The following is a 19,362-nucleotide window of genomic DNA, read 5'->3' as shown; positions in this document are numbered from 1 at the left end:
CATGTATCTCGGTATCGACTGCGGAACCCAGGGCACCAAAGCATTGCTGCTCGATGCCACCAGCGGACGCGTCCTAGGCCAAGGCTCTGCGAGCCACGAGCTGATCAGCGGGCCGAATGGGCGTCGCGAACAGGATACCGAGCAATGGATTTCAGCGTTCGAGAAGGCCACCGCAGCCGCTCTGGCTGAAGCTGGCGTGGACGGTAGTCGAATACTTGGTATTGGGGTCTCGGGACAACAACATGGCTTGGTCACGCTTGATGCCGACGGCAAGGTGCTACGCCCCGCCAAACTCTGGTGCGATACCGAATCAGCGAACGAAAATCAACGCCTGCTCGACTGGCTGGGCGGCGAACAGGGTTCGCTTGAGCGCCTCGGCGTGGTCATAGCGCCGGGCTATACCGTCTCCAAGCTGCTCTGGATGAAAGAACAGCATCCAGCGCTGTTCGAACGGATCGCGCACGTGCTGTTGCCCCACGATTTTCTCAATTACTGGCTCACCGGACGGTGCAGTAGCGAGTACGGCGACGCCTCAGGTACCGGCTATTTCAACGTACGTACCCGGAAATGGGACTTCAAGATCTTGCGGCATATCGATCCGGGCGGCCGCATCGAAGCGGCGCTGCCAGAGTTGATCGAGTCAGACAGGCCAATCGGCCTACTGCGTGCAGAACTGGCAAAACGCCTGGGCTTGAACCCACAAGCCATCGTGTCGAGCGGTGGTGGCGACAACATGATGGGTGCGATCGGCACGGGGAATATCAGTTCAGGCGCTATCACCATGAGCCTCGGCACTTCGGGCACGTTGTACGCCTTTACCGACCAGCCGCGTATCAGCCCACAGCCGTCAGTCGCGACCTTCTGTTCATCCAGCGGCGGCTGGTTGCCGTTGATCTGCACGATGAACCTGACCAACGCAAACGGGGCCATTCGGGATTTGTTGCAGCTTGATCTTGAGCAGTTCAACGCGCTGGCCGCTGAAGCTCCAATAGGCGCCGAAGGCGTGACCATGCTGCCGTTTCTCAACGGCGAACGTGTCCCCGCCCTTCCCCAGGCCACAGCCACCCTGCATGGCCTGACAGCGGATAACTTCACCCGCAGCAATCTCTGTCGAGCGGTGATCGAAGGCGTGACGTTCGGCCTGCGCTATGGGTTGGATCTGCTACGCGACAGCGGGATTCGCAGCGAACGCATCCAGCTTATCGGCGGCGGCGCGAAGAGTACGCTGTGGCGGCAGATGGTTGCCGACATGATGGCGACTCCGGTGGTCTGTACCACCCACAGCGAAGCCGCCGCATTGGGTGGTGCGATCCAGGCCGCCTGGTGCCATGCGAGACAGATCGATCCGCAAGCCAGCCTCACAGCGCTATGCGAGCGTTGCGTCAGTGTTGATGAGGCGACTGCTGTCGTGCCGTCCGCCAATGCTGTCGAGGCTTATGAACAGACCTACCGGCGTTATCGGCGCCTGATCACCGACACCTATAGACAGCAAACTCCCCCGGGCCTGAGCACTGTGGCGCCTTGAGAGCGGCTGAAGTGGAGGCAGTACGGGGGGATAATCCCAGGTCTTGTTCGCTGGCAAGCTCGCTCCTACCGGGGCTGTTTATAACAGCAGCATGCCGCTGCTAGTGCTGCCTCGTTATCACCAAAAGTGAGGGTCCATAAAAAAGCAAAGCCACTCGCGTGGCTTTGCTCCTATCTTTTGCTTGGTGCGACCGACCGCTTAGCGGCTGCGGAGCATTTCCCGCGGGAAATACTTGCCCAGCTCATGCTTGGCGATCGATGCACGGTGGACTTCGTCCGGGCCGTCAGCCAGGCGCAGGGTGCGTTGCATGGCCCACCAATGTGCCAGCGGGAAGTCCTCGGACACTCCGGCACCGCCGTGAATCTGAATGGCGCGGTCGATCACCTTGAGCGCGACGTTTGGCGCCACGACCTTGATCTGCGCTATTTCGCTCGCGGCGATCTTGTTGCCGACAGTGTCCATCATGTATGCGGCATTGAGCGTCAGCAAGCGCGCCATGTTGATCTCGATCCGGCACTCGGCGATGTGATCGAGGTTGGCGCCCAGCCGTGCCAGTGGTTTGCCGAACGCGGTCCGGTTCACGGAGCGCTCGCACATCAGTTTCAATGCACGCTCGGCACAACCGACGGAGCGCATGCAATGGTGAATACGGCCTGGACCAAGGCGGCCCTGAGCGATCTCGAAACCGCGGCCCTCGCCCAGCAGCACGTTCTCGTACGGCACACGAACGTTTTCCAGCAGGACTTCGGCGTGCCCGTGGGGCGCGTCGTCATAGCCAAACACCGGGAGCGGACGCAGCACTTTCAGACCCGGCGCATCCATCGGTACGAGGATCATCGAATGCTGTTGGTGGCGAGGGGCGTCGGGGTTGGTGAGGCCCATGAAGATCATCACTTTGCAGCGAGGGTCGCAGGCACCAGATGTCCACCACTTGCGGCCATTGATCACCCACTCGTCACCCTCGCGGACCGCACGGGCTTCCATATTGGTCGCGTCGGACGAAGCCACGCCTGGTTCGGTCATGCCGAAGGCGGAACGGATCTCGCCGCGCAGCAATGGCTCCAGCCACTGCTTTTTGTGCGCTTCGCTGCCGTAGCGAACCAGCACTTCCATGTTGCCGGTGTCCGGCGCTGAGCAGTTGAATGCTTCTGGGCCAAGGCCCGAGCTGCCCATGATTTCAGCCAGCGGCGCGTATTCGGTGTTGGTCAGGCCGGCGCCCAGCTCGGAATCTGGCAGAAACAGGTTCCACAGCCCTTCGGCTTTTGCCTTGGCCTTGAGCTCCTCGACGATGGCGGTCGGCTGCCAGCGATCACCCTCTGCGACCTGCTGATAGAAGACCTTTTCGGCGGGATAGACGTGAGCATCCATGAACGCTTGCACGCGCTCTCTCAGCTCTTGAACCTTCGGGGAGTAGGCGAAATCCATGGGCGATAACCTTCTGGCAGGTAATGTTTTGTAATTTTGAATGCTAGAGGAGGCTTGTTGATTTATCTAAGCTATTTTCCTCGTGTATAAACATTCATCACCGATATATGATCGGCGAATTCCGATACACGCCAGAGAGCACAACAATGAACCTGAACAAGGTCGATCTGAATCTATTCATTGTCTTCGACGCCATCTACACCGAGGCCAACCTGACCCGCGCCGGGCAGATCGTCGGCATTACCCAGCCAGCCGTTTCCAACGCCCTGGCACGCCTGCGGGAAACCTTCAACGATCCGCTGTTCGTGCGAACCGCACAGGGCATGGTGCCGACTCCGATGGCGCAGAACATCATCGGACCGGTGCGCAACGCACTGCAGTTGCTGCGAGTCTCGGTGCAGGAAAGCCGCACCTTCAATCCGCTGCAGGCGAACAAGACCTTTCGCATCAGCATGACCGACCTTACCGAGGCCGTAGTGCTGCCGCCGCTGTTCCAAAGACTGCGTCGGCTGGCGCCAAACGTGAAGATCGAAAGCATGCTCGCCAAGCGCCGCGAAACCACCAAAGAGTTGGCGGCCGGCCGTCTGGACTTCGCCATGGACGCCCCTCTCAACACCGATCCCCAGGTGCGCCACGTCAAGCTGCTGGAAGACCGCTATGTCTGTGCCATGCGCCGCGGGCACCCGCTGGCGAAGGACAAGCTCAGCGTCGAGGAATATCTGTCGCTGTCACACATTCATATTTCCAGCCGGCGCAGCGGGCTGGGCATGGTCGACCTGGCGCTCGGCAAGATGGGGCAACAGCGCAAAATCGCTTTGCGCTCCCAGCATTACATGATGGCCACCCAAGTGATTCAACAGACCGACATGGCGGTGACGGTTCCGGAGCGTTTCGCCCGGCGTCATGATCTGTACCAGGTGCCCTTGCCAGTGGACATCCCACCGTTGGAGACACACATTTACTGGCACGAGAGCACCGATCAGGACCCGGCCAACCGCTGGATGCGCGAACAGATGATCGAGATCGCTCAGCAGGTCACTGCGGCGCAGCAGGCCGACTGATTTGCCAGCGTAGACGCTAAATTGACCGGCACGTGCAAGGCGTGCCGGTTTTCCTCATGCGCTTTCGCGCATCACCACTTCAAAACCCACATCAATACGCCGTTGCGGTGGCGACTCGCCGCGCATCAGGCTCAGCAGCATTTGCCCGGCCAGCTTGCCGATCTCGCCGCGGATGGTGCGTACCGTGGTCAGCGCCGGATGCATCCAGGCGGCGGCCGGCAGATCGTTGAAACCGGCAATCGCCAGCCGCTCCGGCACGGCCAAACTCAGCTGGCGAGCGCGAAAGAGCGCGCCCAACGCCAGATCGTCATTATTGAAGAAGATCGCATCGATCTCGGGATGCTGCGCCAGTAACCGATCAAGCAACTCGGCACCAAGCCCGATGGATGACACCTGCGGCGTGAGCACCTCAAGTGCGGCATCGTAAAGCGAGGCCCCGCGCATGACCTGCCGATAACCCTCGGCACGTTGCAGGGTTCGGGGGTCGAGTTGCGCGGCTGCGAACGCAATGTTGCGATAGCCGCGGTCGAGCAACTTGCGGGTCATGGCCGCACCGGCTTCCAATTGGGAGAAACCGACGCAGTATTCTTCCTCACCGTCGCTCAGTTCCATCAAGGTCACGATCGGGCTGGTGTAGCTGCCGAGCACTTCGCGTGCGGCATCGCTGCGCTCGAAGCCGGTGACCAGCAACCCTGCCGGCTGATGGGCAAGGTAGGCACGCAACAGGCGCTCGTCTTCTTCGGGATGGTAATGACTGACGCCGATCATCAGCTCGTAACCTGCCGGCATTAGCACGCGCTGAATGGCTTCGACGGTGTCGACGAATACGGCGTTCGACAGTGACGGAATGATCACTGCGACAAGATTCGAGCGTGCGCTTGCCAGGTTGCGCGCCGCTGTATGCGGGACGTAGCCCAAGGCCTTTACCGCTGCCATCACTCGCTCGCGCAGGGCGTCCGACACCCGTTCGGGTTGCGACAGCGCACGCGAGGCGGACATCAGCGAACAACCGGCACTGCGAGCCACGTCGGACAAGGTGGCCCGCTCCAGCGAGCGGCGACGGCGAGAACTCATGGTGAAATCCAGCTACGAGGAGGCGGAGATTCTATACGGGAAGGCGCCCCGAAGCAGGCCAGGTGAGCACTGACAGACGCCAGCATTCACACGGCCTGGATGGGGTGCAACTGGTTACTTCGGCGCTTTTTCGATCGCTGCCTGTACTTCGTTGAACAGCGGCTCGCCAACGGTATCGATCACGGTCTGGATCGCCGGCTTGGCCTTCTCGCGCATGCGCTGGATTTCCTCTGGGCTGACCTTGTTCACTTCCATGCCTTGCTCTTTGATCTTGGCCAAGGCTTCGCGGGCTTCGGCGCGAGTGTCTTCACGCTCCGAATCACGAGCGGTCTTTGCCGCCTCCATGATGATGTCCTGCTCGGTTTTCGACAGGCCATCCCACCAGCGCTTGGATGCCGTCACGATCCAGGGGCTGTACACGTGATTGGTCACGCTCAGGTACTTCTGCACCTCGTAGAACTTGGACGAGAGGATGGTGTTATAGGGGTTTTCCTGACCGTCGACGGCCTTGGTTTCCAGTGCCGTGAACAGCTCGGAGAACGGCAGTGGGACGGCGTTTGCGCCCATCTGCTTGAAGGTGTCGATAAACACTGGGTTCGGCATAACGCGCAGTTTGATGCCGTCGAAGTCTTCCATCTTCTCGACCGGACGCACGTTGTTGGTCAGGTTACGGAAGCCGTTCTCCCAGTAGGCCAGGCCCACGAGCCCTTTCTCTTCAAGCGCATCCATGACCTTTTGACCGACCGGGCCATCCAGCACGTAGTCGGCCTGTTTTTCGCTCTCGAAAAGGAACGGCGTGTCCCACACCGCCATTTCCTCAGCCACACCGACGAGGGTCGCCGTCGAGCCGACCATCATTTCCTGAGCGCCGCCCATCAGTGCGTTCTGCATCTGATCATCGGAGCCCAGACTGGCAGAGCCGAACGTACGAACCTTGAGTTTGCCATCGGACGCCTTGGCGATCTCCTCGGCAAGCAGCTTCGCGGCACGGCCCTGGTTGCTGTCTTCGTTGAGTCCGTAACCGAAGCGAATCATCCGTGGCCGGATATCATCGGCTGCCTGAGCGGTCACTGCAGTGATGGCGCTGCTAAGCGTAGTGGCGGCCAGGGCCGCGATGAGAAATCGTTTCATGTTCACTTACCTTTTGTTGTTGTGGATGGAGGGTTGAAGCTCATGCCTCGGTCACCGTAGCCATTCCAACGGCACGGTGATGATCGACGGCACTGCAATCAACAGGACGACGATGGCCAGATAGATGAGGAAGAACGGGATAACACCACGCACCAGCGTTTCCATGCGCAGCCGCCCTATTCCGCCGACGACGTTGAGTACGGTACCGACGGGCGGCGTGATCAGCCCGATCGAGCCGATCAGCACGAACATCACGCCGAAGTACACCGGATTGATGCCGGCCTTCACCGCAATCGGCGCCAGTACCGGCCCAAGGATCAGAATGGTCGGAGTCAAGTCGAGCACCATGCCGATGGCGATCATCAGCACCATGATGGCAACCATCAGCAGCTTCGGGTCTTCAGCCAGCGGGCCGAGCATCGAAGCGATTTCGTCTGGCAGCTGGGCCAGCGTGATCATGTAGGCGGAGACGATCGCCGCGGCGCAAAGGAACATCACCGAAGCAGTGGTCCGACTGGCACGGGTCAACACCTCGACCACACCGCTCCAGCTCAGCTCTCGGTACAGCAGGGTCGATACCAGCAACGCGTAGACTGCCGCTACCACTGCCGCCTCGGTCGGCGTGAACAGGCCAAAGCGCAAGCCACCCACGATGATCACCGGCAGCATCAAAGCAGCCGCACCATCGACAAGGGCCTTGCGACGTTCGGCTCCGCTGGCCTTCGCTTGTGGCGGCTCTTCGATCTTGCGAGCGATCAGCGTCCAGGCCACGACCAGCCCGGCGCCCATGATCAGGCCGGGAACCATACCGGCAAGAAACAGCTGGCTGATCGAGGTGTTGGTGACAACGCCGTAGATCACGAACGGCATCGACGGCGGGATGATCGGCGCGATGATGCCGCCCGCCGCCACCAGACCCGAGGAAGAACTCAGCGGATAGCCGCGCTCGCGCATCATTGGCAGCAGCAAGGTTGCCAGCGCTGCAGTGTCAGCCAGCGCCGAGCCGGACATACTCGCCAACAGGACCGAAGCCGCAATTGCCACGTAGCCGAGACCGCCGCGCTTATGGCCAAAGTAGGCCTGCGCCATGTTGATGATCCGGCGCGAGATGCCGCCGGCATTCATCAGTTCGCCGGCGAGAATGAAGAAAGGCACGGCCAACAACGGAAAGCTGTCAGCACCAGCCTGAAGGTTCTGCGCCAGCAGCTGTACATCCCAGAAATCCAGGTACCACATCAGCACCGCGCCGGTGAGAATCAGCGCGAAGGCAATCGGCATGCCGAAGGCCATGAAGCCAAACAATGACGAAAGGAAGACGACGACAGTCATGTACGGACCTCGGGTGGGCGTATGCCCTTTTTGTTATCAGGAATCAATCGGCCGTAACGTTGGCTTCGGCGATGGGTAACGGCGGCTGTCGACGCCAGACATTGACCAGCTGGATCAACGCCAGGACCGCAAGCGCGACCATGCTGGCGGCGACCGGAACCATCGCCACGGCCAGCGGATAACCCACAACCGGGCTATTGATGGTCCAGCCGAACTGCATCTGATTCCATCCGCCCAGCGCAGCCAGTGCGCTGGCTACCGCGACCATGATCCAACTGATCGAATCCACCACCCGGCGGAACAGATGCGGGAATCGGTCGCGGATCATGCTGAAAGCCATCAGCTCGCCACGGCGCATGCTCGAGGCCACGCCGACGAATACCAGCCAGACAAAGGCCAGCCTCGAAAGCTCTTCAGCACCCGTCCAGCCCGTGCCGAAGGCATAGCGCAGGACCACGCTGCTGAACACCACAATCACCATGAAGGCCAGCAGAGCCGCCATCAGCCAATCGGTAATCCGGTCGAAGCCTTGGGCGAACTTACCGCCATAGATCGGCCGGGTGGTCAGTTCGGCGCCCGTCGGCTCGACGTCGTCGACATTGGGCGCGCTCGCAGCATGGCCGCCGCGCTGGCCGCCGCGCTTGTTAGCGCTATCAAGCGGAGCCGCGGAAAGATCCTCTTTGGCATTGATCGCCAAGCCGCCGTCCTGATTCATCCAGGCCGTGATTTCGTCCAGCACTTGCTCGCGGGGCTGGCTGGCATCGACCACAAGCACATGGGGCTCGCCAGCCGGGGACTCAAGCGTGGCGAATTGACTGTCCACCAGTGAAATAGGCATGAAATGTCCGGCGCGCCCGCCGACTCGCTGGACCGCCGTGTCGTAATCAATGGACAAGTGCGCAAAGCACAAACCCGGCACCGCGTCGCGCAGGAGGTCACGGTAGCGGCGCTTCAGAGCCGAACAGGCAAGCACGAAACCGACGTCATCATCGATGGCGCGCTGCATTTCGATGACAAGCCTCTGCAGCCACTCGACCCGGTCAGCATCCGACAACGGTGTGCCGGCACGCATGCGCGCAACGTTTTCTTCGGGGTGGAAATGATCGGCTTCGATATGTCGGAAGCCCAGCGCATCGGCGGCGGCATGGCTGGTTTCGGTCTTGCCCGAACCACTCACGCCCATGACCACCAGTGCGCGGCGGTTAGCGGGAAATTCGCTGTGGGTTTGGTAATCCACTGTCGGTCTCCGGCGGCATCGTTGTGCCACATTATGTTTGTGGACCGGATGGTAGCGCTAACATACGAACAACCATAACTACCGTTCGTCGGTTTTAGTTGCAGCCGAACGGTCAAAATCGCTGCTTTCCCGCTTCGGTTTGCCGGGCTGTCTGACTACAATCGCCGCCGCATCCGAGGAGATCCGCAATGCCCAAAGCCATGGCCCGCCACATCCTGGTCAAGACTGAAGCCGAAGCCGCGCAGCTGAAAAAGCGCATCGCCAACGGCGAAGCCTTCGACGTTTTGGCAAAGAAATACTCGACCTGCCCCTCCGGCAAGAAAGGTGGCGACCTGGGAGAGGTCCGTCCGGGGCAGATGGTGCGCAGCATCGACCAGGTGATCTTCAAGAAGCCGCTGCGCGAGGTGCACGGCCCTGTCAAAAGCCAGTTCGGCTATCACCTGGTGCAGGTGTTCTACCGCGACTGAAGAGCTAGTCGGTGTTACCGAAACGCTGCAGCTGCATTTCCCGCAACCGGCTCAGCGTTCGGCGAAAAGCAAAGGACAGATAGCCCTCGGTATAGAGTTCATCCATGGCAACCCAAGCCTCCAGATAGAGCGGCACGCCTCGGTCGTAGCATTCGTCTACCAGCGCAATGAAGCGTCTGACGCTGTCATCGTTTGCAGCCAGTTTCGGTAGCTCGCGGTCGCCCGCCTCCACCTGCGCTGCGCCGTCTTCAGTGCCGCGCGCGATGCGCCCCTCACGCTGCTGGCTGCCCAGCTTCGGCACCGCACCAATCAGGATCGCCGAATAGCGATCACACAGCTCGATGAAATCCAGCGCTGAGAACGGCTGCTCGCACAGCGCGGCAAAGCCACACCACAGCACGGAGTCGCTGCTGCATATGACCTGCAATGATCGACGCCCGACGTGGACCGGCTGGGTATCAGCGGCTTGCCCTCTGCTCAGAGTGTCGAACACCGAACGCAGCGCCCCGTCTTGGTGTGGTTCGCTGACCCAGTAGCGTTGTTCGGCTACGCCTGGACGCAGACGATGATCAGCCCCACCGTCGACATTGACGACTTGCATGTGCCGCTCGATTGCATCAATGGCGGGCAGAAAGCGCTCACGGTTGAATCCGTCAGCATAGAGCTGATCAGGTGGCTGGTTAGAGGTCGCGACGATCACCACGCCCTGCTCGAACATCACCTGGAACAAGCGCCCCAGAATGATCGCATCACCGATGTCGGCAACGAACAGCTCGTCAAAACACAGCACCCGCACCTCTTCGCTCAGCTCTTTTGCCAATGCCTGCAAGGGGTCAGGCGTGCCGTTGAGCTGGAACAGACGAATGTGTACCCAGCGCATGAAATGGTGGAAATGCTGCCGTCTTGCTGGCACCTCTAGGCTGCGATGGAACATGTCCATCAACCAGGTCTTGCCGCGCCCGACTGGGCCCCACAGGTAAACGCCGCGAAGCGATTCGCCAGTCGCATCGCCATGCAGCGCCTCATGGCAGCGCTGCAGCCGCTCGACCGCGCGCAGCTGGGCGTCGTCACTGACGTAACCCTGACGTGCGATAGCCTGCTGATACAGGGCAAGCGGAGCGCTGGATTCCATAACAAGGCCATTGTGAACAAGGGCGACGATGGTAACGCAGACAGCCCTGACGAACAGAACGAGCGAACCGCTCGTCGACCGTGGTGCGAGTGTCATTAAGCTGTCGTAAGCCGAACATAACGTCACAGTCCCGTCGATTACCAATGGAGCTGCGTCGTGACTGACGATAATCAAAACATACTGTTCGGCAATGGCGATGAGTTGCCTAGCAACCGCTCAGCCAACCCTCACATCCAGGATGTCATCGATGCGGGGCGCCGCAAGGTTGTGGCCGGCGGCGCGGCGTTCGGCGCGCTGGCCTTTCTCGGCGGGCTGCCTTCGATGGCCACTGCAGCCGAGCCGGCTGGGGTCGGCAGCGGGTCGCCCTTTCAACGGCGTAACCGTCTCCCCTTCGGGGCGGTTGCAGTGACCCGAGCCGATGCCATTACGGTTCCCGCTGGCTTCTCCGCGAAAGCCTTTATCCCTTGGGGCACGCCGATCTGTGGAAGCTATCCAGCATTCCTCGAAGACGCTAGCAACAGTGCGGAAGATCAGGCCCAGCAGACTGGCATGCACCACGACGGCATGCATTTCTTTCCGATGGATGCGCGCTACAAAGGCCGAAAGAGTGATCACGGTCTGCTGGTGCTGAACCATGAGTACATTGATGCACCTCTGCTGCATCCCAACGGCCCGACAGTTGTTAATGGCAAACGCGTGGACGCCGATGAGGTGCGCAAGGAGATCAATGCGCACGGTGTTTCCGTTGTCGAAGTGCGCCGTGGCCCGCAGGGAGACTGGTCAGTACTGCCTTCGGCACGCAATCGCCGCATAACCGGTGCCACACCGATGCGCATCGAAGGTCCTGCCCGTGGTCATGACCTGATGAAGACCCGCTACAGCCCGAGCGGCACCTCCACCCGCGGAACGCTGAACAACTGCTCGAATGGCTACACCCCCTGGGGCACCTACCTGACGTGTGAGGAAAACTGGGCGGGCTATTTCGCCACTCGCGACGATGAATTGCCCCGCCATCTGGAGCGCTACGGCCTCCGTTCAACCGGGCGCTACGGCTGGGAAACCATTCGCGGCGACGAATTCGAGCGTTTTGACGCAACCACAACAGCGGCAGACCCGCGAGCCGACTATCGTAACGAGCCGAATACTTTCGGCTGGATCGTGGAAATCGATCCCTTCGACCCCGATGCCACACCGGTCAAGCACACGGCGCTGGGTCGCTTTGGTCATGAAGGCATTGTGTTCGCGCCAACCAAAGCAGGCTGGCCGCTGGTTTGTTACTCCGGCGACGACTCGCAAAACGAGTACATCTACAAGTACATCAGCCGCGACAAGTACCGCCCGCAGCGCAGCGACGGCCGGCTGCTCGACGATGGCACCCTGTACGTTGCACGCTTCAACCCGGACGGCAGCGGCGACTGGTTAGCGCTGGATATCGAAGACGCTGCCTTCCAGCAGGCCTGTGCTGCAGCGAACGTCAGTTTTGCCGATCAGGGCGAGGTATTGATCAACACTCGCCTAGCGGCGGATATCGTCGGAGCTACCAAAATGGATCGCCCTGAATGGGGCGCCGTGCATCCCGATACAGGCGAAGTGTATTTCACCCTTACCAACAACAGCTCGAGGCAGGAAGCCGACGCAGCCAACCCCCGCGCGCCGAACCCCACCGGCCACATCATCCGCTGGCGTGAGGAAGGTAAGCATCAGGTGGGCACACGGTTCCAGTGGGACCTCTATCTGCTCGCCGGGCCGCAGAGTGACAGCCGTGATCCGCGCGGTCGGCCACTGACTGACGAAAACATCATGGCGAGCCCCGACGGACTCTGGTTCGACGATGAAGGTCGCCTCTGGATCCAGACCGACATGAGCGGAAGCCAGCTGCGCAGCGGTCCCTTCGGCAACAATCAGATGTTGGTGTCAGACCCGAAGAGCGGCGAAACCAAGCGCTTCATGGTCGGCCCCCTGGGCGCCGAAGTAACCGGTATTACCGCCACCCCGGACTTCCGTACGCTGTTCGTGAATATCCAGCATCCGGGGGAAGGCTCGACGTCAACCGAGTACACCAGCGCCTGGCCAGATGGCCCGGGCCGCAGGCCTCGCTCGGCAACGGTCATCATCACCCGTGATGATGGCGGGCGTATTCTCTAGCCCGAAGCGGCGTCCGGCTCGCCCGGACGCCTACCGGGGTGAAGGTTTGGCGTCAGGAGTGATAAACAAGGCCCATGACGACATGAACAAAGCAGCAATCAGCGGCCCGATGACGAAGCCGTTCAAGCCAAACAGGGCGAGCCCGCCCAACGTCGAAATCAGCACCAGATAGTCAGGCATTTTGGTGTCCTTACCCACCAGAATCGGCCGCAGGAAATTGTCCACCAGGCCAATCACCAGAATGCCATAGAGCGTGAGGATCACGCTCTGTAAAACCATGCCCTGCAGCAGGAAATAGATCGCCACAGGTGCCCAGATCAGCCCGGCGCCAATCGCGGGCAGCAAGGACAGAAACGCCATCATCACGCCCCAGAGCAACGAGCCTGGGATTCCCAGGACAGCGAAGATCACCCCACCGAGGAATCCCTGGGTAGCCGCCACGACAATGTTGCCTTTGACCGTGGCCCTGACCACGCGTGTGAACTTACTGAACAGCCGCCGCTTCTGGTTATCGGTCAGTGGCAGCGCGCGACGAATCTTGGCAACCAGCTCGCGCCCGTCTCGGATGAAGAAAAACAGCAGATAGGTCATCACGAAAAAGCTGACCAGAAATTGGAAGGTGCCCTGGCCGAAACTGAACGCTTTGGTAGCCAGGAACTGGCTGCCCTGCAAGGCGCCACTGGCAAGCCGTTCACGCATCTGGTCGAGATTGCCAAGCCCAAAGCGTTGCAACTGTCGTTGCGCCGACTCAGGCAGCATCTCCTTGGCGCCGCCAACGAATTCGCCGACGTCGAGCTCTCCGCTTTCCATCTGTTGATACAGCGACGAGCCCTCCTGAACCAGCAGACCCGCAATCAGGATCACCGGCAGTACCGCAACGACCAGGCACACCGTCAAGGTGATGATCGCCGTCAGGTTTCGCCTGTGCCCCATGCGACGTAGCAGGCGGCGTTGCAGTGGCGCAAAGATGATCGCGAGAATAACGGCCCAGAACACGGCCCCGTAAAAGGGAAGCAGTATCCAGCCGAAGGCGATGCTCACGATGAGCAATAGAGCGAGAAAGACTTTCTGCTCAAGAGTGGTGTTCACGAATACTTCCTATCGCTGCGGTTGTATCCGTTAGTCAGCGATTGGCGTCAGGAGTGCTGACGGGCCACGATCCAGCGAAACAGCGGACGCGCTGGCGACGATACGTCGTGCCAGCGCGAACCGTATCGACGAGAGTTACAGCGTCATCGCGGCAATCCAGCCGAACGCAAGAAGCGGCAGGTTGTAGTGCAGGAAGGTCGGAACCACGGTATCCCAGATATGGTTGTGCTGGCCGTCGGCATTCAACCCAGCGGTCGGCCCGAGCGTCGAGTCCGAAGCGGGCGACCCCGCATCACCCAGCGCACCCGCCGTGCCCACCAAGCTGACGATTGCCAGCGGACTGAAGCCAAGCTCCAACCCGAGCGGTACGAAGATCGCAGCGATGATCGGTACCGTGGAGAAGGAGGAGCCGATGCCGATGGTGACCAGCAACCCCACCAGCAGCATCATCAGTGCGCCGATGGCCTTGCTATTTCCAATCCAGGCGGCAGACGTATCGACCAGCGTTTTCACCTCGCCGGTTTCGCGCATCACTTCGGCAAATCCCGCTGCAGCAATCATGATGAAGCCGATCATGGCCATCATCTTCATGCCCTCGGTAAACAGATCATCAGCCTCTTTCCAGCGCACCACGCCGGATACGGAGAAGATCACGAAACCAACCAGCGCGCCGATGATCATCGAGTCCAGCCACAGTTGGACGACGAACGCAGCAGCGACGGCCAACGCAGCCACCAACAAGGTCAGCGGGCTGTAGCTGACACTGATGGCTTTCGACTGATCGACCTTGGCGAGGTCGTAGGTGCGCGGCTTGCGATAGCTGAACATGGCAATCAGCAGGCCGGTCAGCATGCCGACCGCTGGAATCAGCATGGCCTGACTGACATTGATTCCGGCGATGTCCGCACCACTCTTGGCCACGTTTGCCAGCAGAATCTCATGCAGAAAGATGCTACCGAAGCCCACCGGCAGGAACATGTAGGGCGTGACCAGGCCGAATGCGAGTACGCAGGCAATCAAGCGCCTGTCGATCCGCAACTTGCTCAGCACGTAGAGCAACGGCGGAACCAGCAAAGGGATGAAGGCGATATGGATCGGCAGGATATTCTGCGACGACACGGCGACCGCCAGCAGTAGACCGATCATCAACCACTTCACAGCCCCCGCGGAGTCCGACTCGTGCCGGCCCACCATGGCCAAAGCACGATCAGCCAGCGCGTGGGCCAATCCACTCTTGCCGATCGCAACAGCGAATGCTCCCAGCAAGGCGTAGGAAAGCGCTACCGTCGCGCCACCGCCCAGCCCTTTGTTAAAAGCTGCAAGGCTGCCGTCCAGTCCCAATCCGCCCAGAACGCCGCCGGCAAGCGCGCCGGCAATCAGTGCCACTACCACGTGAACCCTGCACAGGCTAAGAATCAGCATGATGCCGACTGCCGCTACCACTGCATTCATTTCAACTCCCCGAAAGCGGCGAACGCCGATAAAAAGCCGGGCACTGTGCCGCAAGCCCGCGGGAGTGTCAAAAGCGCTGCATGTGCAGTGCAGCGGTTACGTCTGGTAGCTCGCTGCACAACGGCGACAGCCGAACCCAAACCGGTAGAATGCGGCCTTTCGCCTTACCGGATCGACCAGTGGAAATATTCAAAGAGTTTACTTTCGAGTCAGCCCACCGCTTGCCCCATGTACCCGAAGGGCATAAGTGCGGCCGTCTACACGGGCACTCGTTCCGGGTTGCGATTTACCTTGAGGGCGAGGTGAATCCCCATACCGGCTGGATCCGGGACTTCAGCGAGATCAAGCAGATCTTCAAGCCTGTCTATGAACGACTGGATCATAACTATCTGAACGATTTACCCGGCCTCGAGAATCCAACCAGCGAAAACCTTGCCGTATGGATCTGGGATGAGCTGAAGCCGTTGTTGCCAGAGCTTTCGCGGATACGTATCCATGAAACCTGCACCAGTGGCTGCGAATACCGCGGCCGCTGAAGTCGGAGCCAAAGCGGTAGTCCGTCTGTTCAGGTAGCCAGCGTGCACCACGCTTCTGAGCTTAGTGAACGCCTCCCCGCTTGAAAACCAGGCGGCCATCGTTGCGATGGCCGCCTGGTCGGTCATTCCTTATGCAGCTGGCCCCCTATCACGGTTAACCGTCCAAGCTGGCGAGGCGTTTCAGAAACGCCTCCTCGTCATCCACTTCCAGTCCCAGTTCGTTGGCCTTTGCCAGTTTGGAGCCGGCACCTGGCCCGGCCACTACGACACTGGTCTTGGCCGAGACTGAGCCTGATACCTTAGCGCCCAGCGCTTCCAGTCTTGCCTTTGCATCGTCGCGGCTCATGCTTTCCAGCGTGCCCGTCAAAACCCAGGTCTGGCCGGCCAGCGGCAAACCCTCCACAGTCTTGCGCTCACTCTCCCAATGCATGCCGAATTCTTTCAGCTGGTCCTCGATGGCGCGCGCTCGCGCGGCATTCGCCGGATCATCAAAATAGTCGCGCAGTGCTCGGGCCGCTTTTTCGTTGAGACGTTCAACCTGACGCAGGTCTAGCCAGTCGGCTTCGATTATGCCGGTCAGGCTGCCGAAACGATCAGCAAGACGCTGAGCACCGGTGGCGGCGATAAACGGGATGTTCAGCCTGTCGAGCAAGCCTGCCAGCGTCGCACAGGCAGCAAAGTCAGGATGCACATCGCCCTCCTCCTGAAGCTCAACACCACGCGAGCGCAACTGCTCGATGACGGACTGGTTATGTTCATCGTCAAAGAAGCTATGGATTTCGTGGGCGACTTCCAGGCCGATATCCGGCAGGTAAACCAACACGTCGGGCAGAGCACGACTGATGCGGTCCAGCGAACCCAGGGCACGCGCCAGCAGTTTCGCCGTGCCCTCGCCAACATCAGGGATGCCCAGAGCAAAAACGAAGCGCGCCAGGGAAGGCTTGCGGCTGGCGTCGATGGCATTGAGCAGGTTGCGACTCGACACTTCGGCGAAGCCTTCAAGTGCCAGCACCTGTTCGAAGTTCAGGCAATAGAGATCTGCCGGGGACCGTACCAACCCGGCATCGACCAGCTGCTCGACGATCTTGTCACCCAGGCCATCGATGTCCATCGCCCGGCGCGAAACGAAATGGATGATCGCCTGCTTGAGCTGCGCCTGACAGGCCAGACGACCAACGCAGCGATAGATCGAACCTTCCGTCACCGACTCGCGCCCTTTGCTGCGTTTGATCAGCTGGGTACGCTCGACGGCCGAGCCGCAAACCGGACACTGCTCCGGCACATGAACGGCACGGGCATTCTCGGGCCGGCGCTCCGGAATGACTCCGAGGATTTGCGGAATCACGTCACCGGCGCGACGGACGATGACCGTATCCCCGATCATGACCCCGAGCCGAGCGACCTCGTCCATGTTGTGCAGCGTTGCGTTGGACACCGTCACGCCAGCAACCTGAACCGGCTGCAGACGGGCAACCGGTGTGATAGCTCCGGTGCGGCCAACCTGGAATTCCACGTCGAGCAGTTCGGTCACTTCTTCGCGCGCCGGGAATTTATGAGCGATCGCCCAACGCGGTTCGCGTGCGCGAAAGCCTAGCTCGCGCTGTTGCGCAGTCGAGTTGACTTTGAACACCACGCCGTCAATCTCATAAGGCAGCGCGTCGCGTTTCTCGCCGATGGCATGAAAGTAATCGCGGCACTCCTTAACGCCTTTAGCCAGTTTGAGCTCGCGACTGATCGGCAAGCCCCAGCCCTTGAGTGCCTCGAGTATGCCGATGTGGGTACCGGGCAGGTCGCCGGCGCTACGGCCGACCCCATAGGCGCAGAGTTCCAGCGGGCGGCTCGCGGTTATCTTCGAATCCAGCTGGCGCAGGCTGCCCGCGGCGGCGTTTCTCGGATTGGCGAACGGCTTGCTGCCCGCCTCCAGTTGACGCGCATTCAGGGCCTCGAAGCCCGCCTTGGGCATGTAGATCTCACCGCGTACTTCTAGTACCTCGGGCCAGCCGTCGCCGTGAAGCTTGAGCGGAATATTGCGCACGGTACGGACGTTGGTACTGATGTCTTCTCCAGTGCTGCCGTCACCACGCGTGGCGCCGCGCACCAATTGGCCGTTTTCGTAGAGCAGACTTACCGCCAGGCCGTCGAGCTTCGGCTCGCAGCTGTACTCCAGCTCGACGCCGTCGCCGAAAAGATCGCCTGCCGGCAGGTCCAAGCCTTCGCGAGCGCGACGGTCGAAGTCAATCAGGTCTTGCTCTTCGAAGGCATTACCCAGGCTCAGCATCGGCACTTCATGGCGGACCTGGCCGAAGGCTGCCAGCGCCGCGCCGCCGACACGCTGAGTGGGTGAATCCGGGCTCACCAGCTCGGGATGCTCGGCCTCTAGCGTTTTGAGCGCATTGAACAGACGGTCGTATTCGGCGTCAGGAACGCTGGGCTCGTCGAGCACGTAATAACGATAATTGTGGGCGTCGATTTCGCTGCGCAGCTCGGCGATGCGTTCTGCGGCGGTCTGGGCGGACGTCATGGTGTTGGGGCCATAGCTGCAGGCTGGACCGAGCGCAGAAGCAGCGCACCGGCCGACCTTAAGTGGATGTTCTGCGCAGGATTTTAGCCTGTTTGCGTCGCCGTATGGAGCGCCGGGCGGGAAGGTGACAGAGGCTTCACCGCTATCTGTAGGTCAGTTTTGCCTTCGAAGACTACGCCGGAGCGATAACCAGAGACACCGTTGGCCGAGATAGCTTCGGTCACCATCCCAGCTAGTGAAGAGGCTTCGTTGGGCTGAAGCCCACCCTCCGGACGGGCTCGGCAGACCAGACGGATAACTGTCCCAGAAACAAAAAACCGCTCTTGGGAGCGGTTTTCTGGATCAACGCTTGGTGGTCATCTGCCGACGCTCATAATCGACAATGCGCTGGCGATAATGCTCGATGGTCTGAGCCGTCAGCACGCTGCGCTGATCGTCCTTGAGCTCGCCGTTGAGCTCCTGTGACAACTTCCGAGCAGCGGCAACCATGACATCGAAAGCTTGCTTCGGATGGCGCGGGCCTGGCAGACCCAGAAAGAAGCTCACCGCAGGGGTAGTGAAGTGGTCGATATCATCCAGATCGAAAGTGCCAGGTTTCACCGCGTTGGCCATGGAAAACAGCACTTCGCCGTTGCCCGCCATGCTTTCGTGACGATGGAAGATGTCCATCTCACCGAAGCGCAGACCGCTTTCCAGAATATTCTGCAACAGTGCAGGACCACGGAATCCGTGCGGATCACGTGAGATCACATTGATGACCAGCACTTCCTCGACGGGAGGAAGATCCTGATCGAAATGCTCATTCGATTCCGCCTCTTCGTCGGCCACAGGATCCAGCAGCGTCGGAACAGGAGCATCGTCGCTCGAGAAATGCAGATCGCCCTGCCGCGGCTCGGCGGTACGACGCTTACCGGTTTCGCGCGCGCTCATCGAGGGAAGATCGGTTTCGTCCAGTGAGGGCTCGTTGTTTCGACTCACGACACGCGGCGGGCCCAACAGCTCGTTCGACTCATCTTCATCGGGAAGATTGCTCGCGATGTTGCGGTCCAGCTTGAACTTCAACTTGCCCTTGCTACCGCGCATCCGCCGCCAGCCATCAAAAAGAATGCCGGCGATGACAATGATGCCGATGACGATCAGCCACTCGCGCAGACCGATATCCATTAATGCTTGAACCCCTGAAATCGATGATAAAGACGCAGATTCACAGCCGCTGAACAGGCTCATCTGCGCATCGT

General features: G+C 60.4%; 15 protein-coding genes. 5 read left to right on the top strand and 10 right to left on the bottom strand.

The window, feature by feature from the left end; genetic code table 11:
• Position 1: 1 nt before the first annotated feature.
• Positions 2–1,525 (top strand): xylulokinase, encoded by a 1,524-nt coding sequence (gene xylB / locus ACSSNI_RS05755; protein WP_200636943.1) that lies wholly within the window; start codon positions 2–4, stop codon positions 1,523–1,525.
• 198 nt (positions 1,526–1,723) lie between these two features.
• Here the strand turns inward: xylB and ACSSNI_RS05750 are convergent, their stop codons facing one another.
• Positions 1,724–2,950: an acyl-CoA dehydrogenase gene (locus ACSSNI_RS05750; RefSeq protein ID WP_148924086.1), complete on the bottom strand. Its 1,227-nt coding sequence runs from the start codon at positions 2,948–2,950 to the stop codon at positions 1,724–1,726.
• Positions 2,951–3,096: 146 nt separating this feature from the next.
• Here ACSSNI_RS05750 and ACSSNI_RS05745 point away from each other — a divergent pair, with 146 nt between their 5' ends.
• Complete coding sequence (locus tag ACSSNI_RS05745; protein WP_019339258.1) at positions 3,097–4,011, top strand: LysR family transcriptional regulator; 915 nt, start codon at positions 3,097–3,099, stop codon at positions 4,009–4,011.
• 54 nt (positions 4,012–4,065) lie between these two features.
• Here ACSSNI_RS05745 and gntR read toward each other — a convergent pair whose 3' ends face one another.
• The 4 genes from gntR to ACSSNI_RS05725 all read right to left on the bottom strand — a co-directional run bounded on the left by gntR (position 4,066) and on the right by ACSSNI_RS05725 (position 8,728).
• Positions 4,066–5,085, bottom strand: coding sequence for an HTH-type transcriptional regulator GntR (gene gntR / locus ACSSNI_RS05740; RefSeq protein ID WP_102835381.1), 1,020 nt, complete (start codon positions 5,083–5,085; stop codon positions 4,066–4,068).
• 114 nt (positions 5,086–5,199) lie between these two features.
• Positions 5,200–6,216, bottom strand: a complete 1,017-nt coding sequence (locus tag ACSSNI_RS05735; protein ID WP_200636945.1) for a TRAP transporter substrate-binding protein — start codon at positions 6,214–6,216, stop codon at positions 5,200–5,202.
• Between the two features lie 51 nt (positions 6,217–6,267).
• Positions 6,268–7,545 (bottom strand): TRAP transporter large permease, encoded by a 1,278-nt coding sequence (locus ACSSNI_RS05730; protein ID WP_102835383.1) that lies wholly within the window; start codon positions 7,543–7,545, stop codon positions 6,268–6,270.
• A 43-nt stretch (positions 7,546–7,588) separates the two neighbouring features.
• A complete protein-coding gene (locus ACSSNI_RS05725) occupies positions 7,589–8,728 on the bottom strand; it encodes a gluconokinase, GntK/IdnK-type (protein WP_200637155.1) in 1,140 nt (379 codons plus the stop codon).
• A gap of 242 nt (positions 8,729–8,970) precedes the next feature.
• Between ACSSNI_RS05725 and ACSSNI_RS05720 the strand changes: the two genes are divergently transcribed.
• The gene (locus ACSSNI_RS05720) at positions 8,971–9,249 is read left to right on the top strand and encodes a peptidylprolyl isomerase (protein WP_014852742.1); all 279 of its coding nucleotides are present in this window, start codon (positions 8,971–8,973) and stop codon (positions 9,247–9,249) included.
• 4 nt (positions 9,250–9,253) lie between these two features.
• Here the strand turns inward: ACSSNI_RS05720 and zapE are convergent, their stop codons facing one another.
• Entirely contained in the window at positions 9,254–10,381 is a 1,128-nt protein-coding gene (zapE, locus tag ACSSNI_RS05715) for a cell division protein ZapE (RefSeq protein WP_200636947.1), read from the bottom strand.
• Between the two features lie 156 nt (positions 10,382–10,537).
• Between zapE and ACSSNI_RS05710 the strand changes: the two genes are divergently transcribed.
• Complete coding sequence (locus tag ACSSNI_RS05710) at positions 10,538–12,526, top strand: PhoX family protein (RefSeq protein WP_200636949.1); 1,989 nt, start codon at positions 10,538–10,540, stop codon at positions 12,524–12,526.
• Between the two features lie 30 nt (positions 12,527–12,556).
• Here the strand turns inward: ACSSNI_RS05710 and ACSSNI_RS05705 are convergent, their stop codons facing one another.
• Entirely contained in the window at positions 12,557–13,615 is a 1,059-nt protein-coding gene (locus tag ACSSNI_RS05705) for an AI-2E family transporter (protein WP_200636951.1), read from the bottom strand.
• A 135-nt stretch (positions 13,616–13,750) separates the two neighbouring features.
• Positions 13,751–15,067 carry a Na+/H+ antiporter family protein gene (locus ACSSNI_RS05700; protein WP_102835387.1) on the bottom strand — a complete coding sequence of 439 codons (1,317 nt, stop codon included), beginning with the start codon at positions 15,065–15,067 and terminating at the stop codon, positions 13,751–13,753.
• 179 nt (positions 15,068–15,246) lie between these two features.
• Between ACSSNI_RS05700 and queD the strand changes: the two genes are divergently transcribed.
• Positions 15,247–15,603 carry a 6-carboxytetrahydropterin synthase QueD gene (gene queD, locus ACSSNI_RS05695; RefSeq protein ID WP_148924079.1) on the top strand — a complete coding sequence of 119 codons (357 nt, stop codon included), beginning with the start codon at positions 15,247–15,249 and terminating at the stop codon, positions 15,601–15,603.
• Between the two features lie 154 nt (positions 15,604–15,757).
• Here queD and ligA read toward each other — a convergent pair whose 3' ends face one another.
• A complete protein-coding gene (ligA, locus tag ACSSNI_RS05690) occupies positions 15,758–18,124 on the bottom strand; it encodes an NAD-dependent DNA ligase LigA (RefSeq protein ID WP_200636953.1) in 2,367 nt (788 codons plus the stop codon).
• Between the two features lie 342 nt (positions 18,125–18,466).
• The gene (zipA, locus tag ACSSNI_RS05685) at positions 18,467–19,288 is read right to left on the bottom strand and encodes a cell division protein ZipA (protein ID WP_102835390.1); all 822 of its coding nucleotides are present in this window, start codon (positions 19,286–19,288) and stop codon (positions 18,467–18,469) included.
• Positions 19,289–19,362: the final 74 nt, after the last annotated feature.

Source organism: Stutzerimonas tianxiuensis, assembly GCF_053470365.1.
The sequence above is the reverse complement of the archived record's forward strand: the minus strand, read 5'-3'. Positions and strand labels throughout refer to the sequence as shown.

Coding starts and splice junctions, on each gene's coding strand:
- xylB (WP_200636943.1), top strand. CDS start 2: ATGTATCTCGGTATCGACTGCGGAACCCAGGGCACCAAAGCATTGCTG.
- ACSSNI_RS05750 (WP_148924086.1), bottom strand. CDS start 2,950: ATGGATTTCGCCTACTCCCCGAAGGTTCAAGAGCTGAGAGAGCGCGTG.
- ACSSNI_RS05745 (WP_019339258.1), top strand. CDS start 3,097: ATGAACCTGAACAAGGTCGATCTGAATCTATTCATTGTCTTCGACGCC.
- gntR (WP_102835381.1), bottom strand. CDS start 5,085: ATGAGTTCTCGCCGTCGCCGCTCGCTGGAGCGGGCCACCTTGTCCGAC.
- ACSSNI_RS05735 (WP_200636945.1), bottom strand. CDS start 6,216: ATGAAACGATTTCTCATCGCGGCCCTGGCCGCCACTACGCTTAGCAGC.
- ACSSNI_RS05730 (WP_102835383.1), bottom strand. CDS start 7,545: ATGACTGTCGTCGTCTTCCTTTCGTCATTGTTTGGCTTCATGGCCTTC.
- ACSSNI_RS05725 (WP_200637155.1), bottom strand. CDS start 8,728: ATGGGCGTGAGTGGTTCGGGCAAGACCGAAACCAGCCATGCCGCCGCC.
- ACSSNI_RS05720 (WP_014852742.1), top strand. CDS start 8,971: ATGCCCAAAGCCATGGCCCGCCACATCCTGGTCAAGACTGAAGCCGAA.
- zapE (WP_200636947.1), bottom strand. CDS start 10,381: ATGGAATCCAGCGCTCCGCTTGCCCTGTATCAGCAGGCTATCGCACGT.
- ACSSNI_RS05700 (WP_102835387.1), bottom strand. CDS start 15,067: ATGAATGCAGTGGTAGCGGCAGTCGGCATCATGCTGATTCTTAGCCTG.
- ligA (WP_200636953.1), bottom strand. CDS start 18,124: ATGACGTCCGCCCAGACCGCCGCAGAACGCATCGCCGAGCTGCGCAGC.
- zipA (WP_102835390.1), bottom strand. CDS start 19,288: ATGGATATCGGTCTGCGCGAGTGGCTGATCGTCATCGGCATCATTGTC.